Source organism: Novosphingobium sp., from assembly GCF_041915465.1.
Lineage (GTDB): Bacteria > Pseudomonadota > Alphaproteobacteria > Sphingomonadales > Sphingomonadaceae > Novosphingobium.
The window spans coordinates 1-5,187 of record NZ_JAYSBK010000148.1; the positions used below are offsets into that span (position 1 = coordinate 1).

At 64.8% G+C, this 5,187-nt stretch carries 8 protein-coding genes; 1 reads left to right on the forward strand and 7 read right to left on the reverse strand.

Annotated elements, in window-relative coordinates:
- Nucleotides 1-207: 207 nt before the first annotated feature.
- From rpsO to ACE3SN_RS16050, 4 genes are read right to left on the reverse strand one after another with little or no spacing between them, the layout of a single operon-like run.
- The gene (gene rpsO, locus ACE3SN_RS16035) at nt 208-477 is read right to left on the reverse strand and encodes a 30S ribosomal protein S15 (RefSeq protein WP_374531716.1); all 270 of its coding nucleotides are present in this window, start codon (nt 475-477) and stop codon (nt 208-210) included.
- A gap of 5 nt (nt 478-482) precedes the next feature.
- Nucleotides 483-1,382, reverse strand: a complete 900-nt coding sequence (gene truB, locus ACE3SN_RS16040; RefSeq protein ID WP_374531718.1) for a tRNA pseudouridine(55) synthase TruB — start codon at nt 1,380-1,382, stop codon at nt 483-485.
- Nucleotides 1,383-1,391: 9 nt separating this feature from the next.
- Entirely contained in the window at nt 1,392-2,087 is a 696-nt protein-coding gene (locus tag ACE3SN_RS16045) for a site-2 protease family protein (protein ID WP_374531720.1), read from the reverse strand.
- A 47-nt stretch (nt 2,088-2,134) separates the two neighbouring features.
- Complete coding sequence (locus ACE3SN_RS16050) at nt 2,135-2,713, reverse strand: thymidine kinase (RefSeq protein WP_374531722.1); 579 nt, start codon at nt 2,711-2,713, stop codon at nt 2,135-2,137.
- Nucleotides 2,714-2,825: 112 nt separating this feature from the next.
- Between ACE3SN_RS16050 and ACE3SN_RS16055 the strand changes: the two genes are divergently transcribed.
- On the forward strand, nt 2,826-3,389 hold the full coding sequence (locus ACE3SN_RS16055; RefSeq protein WP_374531724.1) for a YceI family protein: 564 nt from the start codon (nt 2,826-2,828) through the stop codon (nt 3,387-3,389).
- 3 nt (nt 3,390-3,392) lie between these two features.
- On the opposite strand, the gene rbfA is transcribed toward ACE3SN_RS16055, so the two are convergent.
- From rbfA to ACE3SN_RS16070, 3 genes are all read right to left on the reverse strand, one after another.
- Nucleotides 3,393-3,785: a 30S ribosome-binding factor RbfA gene (gene rbfA, locus ACE3SN_RS16060; protein WP_374531726.1), complete on the reverse strand. Its 393-nt coding sequence runs from the start codon at nt 3,783-3,785 to the stop codon at nt 3,393-3,395.
- Nucleotides 3,782-4,192: a PaaI family thioesterase gene (locus tag ACE3SN_RS16065; protein ID WP_374531728.1), complete on the reverse strand. Its 411-nt coding sequence runs from the start codon at nt 4,190-4,192 to the stop codon at nt 3,782-3,784. The genes rbfA and ACE3SN_RS16065 overlap by 4 nt, the downstream gene beginning before the upstream one ends.
- Nucleotides 4,189-5,187, reverse strand: a 999-nt coding sequence (locus ACE3SN_RS16070) for a translation initiation factor IF-2 (protein ID WP_374531730.1), incomplete at its 5' end; no start/stop codon positions are given. The genes ACE3SN_RS16065 and ACE3SN_RS16070, both read right to left, overlap by 4 nt.

A 5,187-nucleotide genomic window follows, 5' to 3' on the forward strand; every position in this document is an offset into this window, starting at 1 on the left:
GGGTCTTTCCGCCCCACTCCATGGATACGGTTTTGACGTCGAACATTTCGTTTCCTTCAGCCCGCAGGCCCTATTGCGTGCGGGTTTTGCTGCCGGGTGAATCCGTCCCGGTCCGGTGTGGGGCACTGTTGGCCCCGGAAAGGCTCCTCCCGCCGAATTGCGAGGGAGCCCCAAAGCAAAAGCGGCCCCGTAGGGCCGCTCCGCTGGTTACTTGCGCAGACCGAGCTTTGCGATGAGCGCGTTGTAGCGGTCCACATCCTTGCGCTTGAGATAGTCAAGCAGGCTGCGGCGCTTGTTGACCATGGTCAGCAGACCACGACGCGAATGGTTGTCCTTGTGGTGGGCCTTGAAGTGGCCCTGCAGGGTGTTGATGCGGCTCGTCAGGATCGCGACCTGGACTTCCGGCGAACCGGTGTCATTGGCCTGGCGCGCGTTGGCCTTGATGATTTCCTGCTTCAGTTCGGGGCTAACCGACATGTCATTTACTCCGCGACATCGGAAAGGTTGAAACCCCTGACGACCCGGGCGTCTCCGCCCGAAAGCTCCACGAGCGCGAGGGGAACAGTTCCCGTCCGCGCCCAGTAAAGCCCGTCCGTCTGGGGCAGTCCGCCTAGAACCCGGCCCTGTCGGACCATGCTTGCCTGTTGCGGACCGAGGTCAAGAGCCGGGATGTCGACCAGCCCTGCCTCCAGCGGCAAGATTACGTTCTCAAGTGGCGCGCCCTTACCGACTTCGTTCAAATTGTCCAGCGAAATCGCGTTTTCAAGCCCGAACGGACCGGCCCGCAGCCGCCGCAACATGGTGACATGGCCCACGGTTCCGAGCGCCAGCGCAATGTCGCGCGCCAGGCTGCGGATATAGGTGCCCTTGGAAACGTGGGCGACCAGCGTTGCGCTGCCTTCGTCCGCCGCTTCCAGCCGCAGCGAGTGGATCGTCACCTGCCGCGATTTCAGCTCCACCGCTTCGCCCTTGCGGGCCAGATCATAGGCCCGCTGCCCGTCGATCAGGATCGCCGAATAGGCGGGTGGCACCTGTTCGATCGGGCCGGTGAAGCGCGGCAGCACGGCCTCCACCTCGGCGCGGGTCGGGCGCACCGGGCTCTCCGCGATCACCTGCCCTTCAAGGTCGAGCGTGTCGGTCTGGCTGCCGAAGGCGACGGTAAAGGCATATTCCTTGCTCGCATCGAGCATCCGCCCGCACAGCTTGGTCGCCTCACCCAGCGCGATGGGCAGGATGCCGCTGGCGAGCGGATCGAGCGTACCGCCGTGGCCGACCTTGACCTTGCCAAAGCCGGCCTCGCGCAGGTTACGCTTCACCGCGCCGACCGCCTGAGTCGAACCCAAGCCGATGGGTTTGTCGAGAATGATCCAGCCGTGCGGCACCTTGCAGGGTTACTTTCCGCCAGCCACGGCCGAGGCAATCGCCAAGTAATGTTCGGTCAGCCACTGGACGAGCGGGAAGACATAGCGGCCGACGAGATCGAAGTTGGGGCTCAGCGATGGCAGAACGACAAGCAGGATCATGATCATCGGAAAGCCGAGCGGACGCAGCTGGCTGTAGGTCCGCGCCGCACCGTCCGGCAGCAGCCCTTCGACAATGTGCGAGCCATCGAACGGGGGCAGCGGGATCAGGTTGAACAGCGCCAAGAACACGTTGATCAGCAGGAAGTTGAGCAGGTTTGCGGCGACAAATCCGACCATCCCGGTCGGCTCCTGCAGATCGCCATAGGGGCGGAGCAGCAGGCCGAGCAACACCGCCCCGATCAGCGCCATGACCAGGTTCATCGCCGGTCCCGCCGCACCCACGAACATCATGTCGCGGCGCGGATTACGCAGGCGGCGGGCATTGACCGGCACCGGCTTGGCCCAGCCGAACACCGGCATTCCCATCAGCTTGAGTGCACCGGGGATCAGGATGGTCCCGACCGGATCGACATGGCGCAGCGGGTTGAGGCTCAGCCGCTTGAGTTCGGCGGCAGTCGGATCGCCCAGCGCCCGCGCGGTCCAGCCGTGCGCGATTTCGTGAAACACGATCGCGAAAATCATCGGAATGATCAGCGCCGCGGCCTGATAGAGCGTATCGTTCATGGCCGAGACTTAGGGACGCGAGCGACCTACCGCAACCGGCGCGGCGATCAATGCCCGAGCGCCTCGACGAAATGCTTGCGGCACAGCGCGACGTAACGGTCGTTGCCGCCGATCTCGGTCTGCGCGCCGTGCTTTACCGCCGCCCCGCTGGCATCGACGCGCAGGTTCATGGTCGATTTGCGGCCGCAGTGGCATACGGCCTTAAGCTCCACCAGCGAATCCGCGATGCCCAGCAGTACTTTGGCTCCGGGGAACAGTTCGCCCTGAAAATCGGTGCGCAGGCCATAGCACAGCACCGGAATGTTCGCCTCGTCCGCCAGCCGGGCGAGCTGCCAGACCTGCGCTTCGGAGAGGAACTGCGCCTCGTCCACCAGCACGCAGGCGAGTGGCTCCACGCGGTGGGCCGCCGTCACGCGGCCCCACAAGTCGGTTTCGCCGTCGTAGCGATGTGCGTCCGCACCAAGGCCGATCCGGCTTTCGATCGCCTTTTCGTCAGAGCGGTGATCGAGCGCGGCGGTCCACAGCATCGTCGTCATGCCGCGTTCGCGGTAATTGAAATCGGCCTGCAGCAGGGTGGTCGATTTGCCCGCATTCATGCTGGCGTAATAGAAATAGAGCTTTGCCATGAGCGCCTGATTATGCGCTGCGCACAGAAAGGCCAGAGCGATTGACAGCGCAGCTGTGGACGGCCAGATTCCGCCCATGCGCGCAAACAATGGAGAGCCCCGCTTGCGAAGCGTGCGCATTTTGGTTCCCGTGCTGGCACTGGTGCTGGCCACTGCCGCTGCCAGCCCGACGTTTCGCTATCAGCTCGACGGCACCCAGAGCGAGGTCAACGCCCGCGTCGCCTTCATGGGTCTGGCCAGCAAGACCGCGCACTTCCCCCGCATGAGCGGCGCGATCCGCCTGACGCCCGGCCGGCTCGATACGATCGACATGGACGTCGAACTCGATGCCCGTGCGCTCACCGCCGGCGACAAGTCGACCACCGAAACGCTCAAGGGCAAGGACTTCTTCGATGTCGTCAACCACCCGGTCGTGCGCTTCGAAGGCCAGCGCATGACCATGACCGGCCCGGTTACCGCGCGGCTCGACGGCCAGATCACTGCAAGGGGGGTAACCCGCCCGGCAACCTTGACCATCACTTTCCGGCAAGACCCGGCCAAGGCCACCGGCCGCGACCCGATCCTGCTGAGCGCGCGCACGACGATCAACCGGCAGGACTTCGGGATGAAGGCCTATTCGTTGGTCGTGGGCAAGAAGGTGACCATCACGATAAACGCACGGATGGTGCCGGGTTGAGGACTATTCCCCGAGGTCGCGCACGACCTTCGGATCGCTCAGCAGCGCTTCGATCCGGCTGGCTTCATCGAAGCTCTCGTCGGGCAGGAACTTGATCCTGGCGGCGTACTTCAGGCGCAGCTTGCCGGCCACTTCCTTCTGGAAGAAGGCCGTATTGGTGCGCAGCGCCTTGAGCACGATGTCCTCGTCGGCGCCGAGCAGCGGCTTCACGAACACCGTGGCATGGCGCAGATCGGGCGACATCCGCACTTCCGTGACCGAGACGGAATGCGCGGTCAGCACTTCGTCGTGGACCATCTGGCGGCTGAGCAGCTCCGAGATCACATGGCGCACCTGTTCGCCGACCTTGAGCAGGCGGACCGAGCGGGTTTCGGGCGTGGCGTGCTGACGGCTCAACCTTGATCTCCGGGACGCGGGGTCGGGATTGCGGTTGAGGTTGAACGTGCCAGAAGCGCCCCGCCTTCGTCAAACAGTTCGGCCTCGAGGAAGATCACCTTGCGCCCGCGCCGCACGACCCGGCCCTTGGCCAGAACCGGCCCCGGGAACACGGGCTTGAGCAGGCTCATCGTGATATCGAGGTTGAGCGGCGCTTCGGCACCTTCGGTCGCCATGACGTGCGCCCAACCCATCGCCTCGTCGAGGAACCCGGCCACCAGCCCGCCCTGCACGCTGCCGCGCGGGCTGACAAAGCTGGCGGGCGCGGTGAAGCGCATGGTGATCGTCTCGCTCGCCCTGTCGAACGAGACGTACTGCGCCCCCATCAATTCGGCATGCGCGCCGCGCGGCGTCGTCAGGTCGCTCACAGGGTGCGTTCGCGCATCTCGACTTCGAAGGTTTCAAGCACGTCGCCCGGCCGGATATCGTTGGTATCCTGCAGCACCACACCGCATTCGAGACCGGCGCGAACCTCCGCGACGTCGTCCTTGAAGCGCCGCAGCGAGGCCACTGTGGTCTTCGAGATGATGACGTCCTGACGGGTGATGCGCGCGTAGATGCCCTTGCGGATGTAGCCGTCGGTGACGAGCAGGCCAGCAGCCTTGTCCTTCTTGCCGGCGGGGAAGATTTCCTTGATCTCGGCGCGACCGACGACCGTTTCGATCCGTTCCGGACCCCAGATGCCGGCCATTTCCTTGGCGACGTCCTCGGTCAGGTGATAGATCACGTCGAAGTACTTCATCCGCACCTTCTGGCGCTCGATCAGCTCGCGCGCCTTGGCGTTGGGACGCACGTTGAAGCCGACGATCGGCGCACCGGCCGCAGCCGCCAGCGTCACGTCGCTTTCGGTGATCGCACCGACGCCCGATTGCAGCACCTTCACCTTGATCTCGTCGTTCGAGATCTTGTTGAGGGCATTGACGATGGCTTCGGTCGACCCCTGGACGTCGGCCTTGACCACGATCGGGTAGGTCAGCACCGTTTCCTTGTCCTTCAGCGCCGAGAACATGTTCTCGAGGCTGGCGGGCGCGGCGGTGGTGCGCTTGGCGGTGGCCTGTTCCTGACGGAAAGCGGCCACTTCGCGGGCGCGGGCTTCGCTTTCGACCACGGTCAGCGTGTCACCGGCCATCGGCACACCGCCAAGGCCGAGCACTTCGACCGGCAGCGCCGGGACGGCGGCCTTGATCTGGCGGCCCTTGTCGTCAAGCATCGCGCGGACGCGGCCCGAATGGGTGCCGACCACGAAGATGTCACCCACCTTGAGCGTGCCGCGCGTGATCAGCACGGTTGCCAGCGGGCCCTTGCCCTTGTCGAGCTTGGCCTCGATCACGGTCGCCTCGGCGGCGCGGTCGGGGTTGGCTTT

Excerpts from the sequence above, each read along its gene's own strand:
- rpsO (WP_374531716.1), bottom strand. The coding sequence starts at position 477 with ATGTCGGTTAGCCCCGAACTGAAGCAGGAAATCATCAAGGCCAACGCG.
- ACE3SN_RS16045 (WP_374531720.1), bottom strand. The coding sequence starts at position 2,087 with ATGAACGATACGCTCTATCAGGCCGCGGCGCTGATCATTCCGATGATT.
- ACE3SN_RS16050 (WP_374531722.1), bottom strand. The coding sequence starts at position 2,713 with ATGGCAAAGCTCTATTTCTATTACGCCAGCATGAATGCGGGCAAATCG.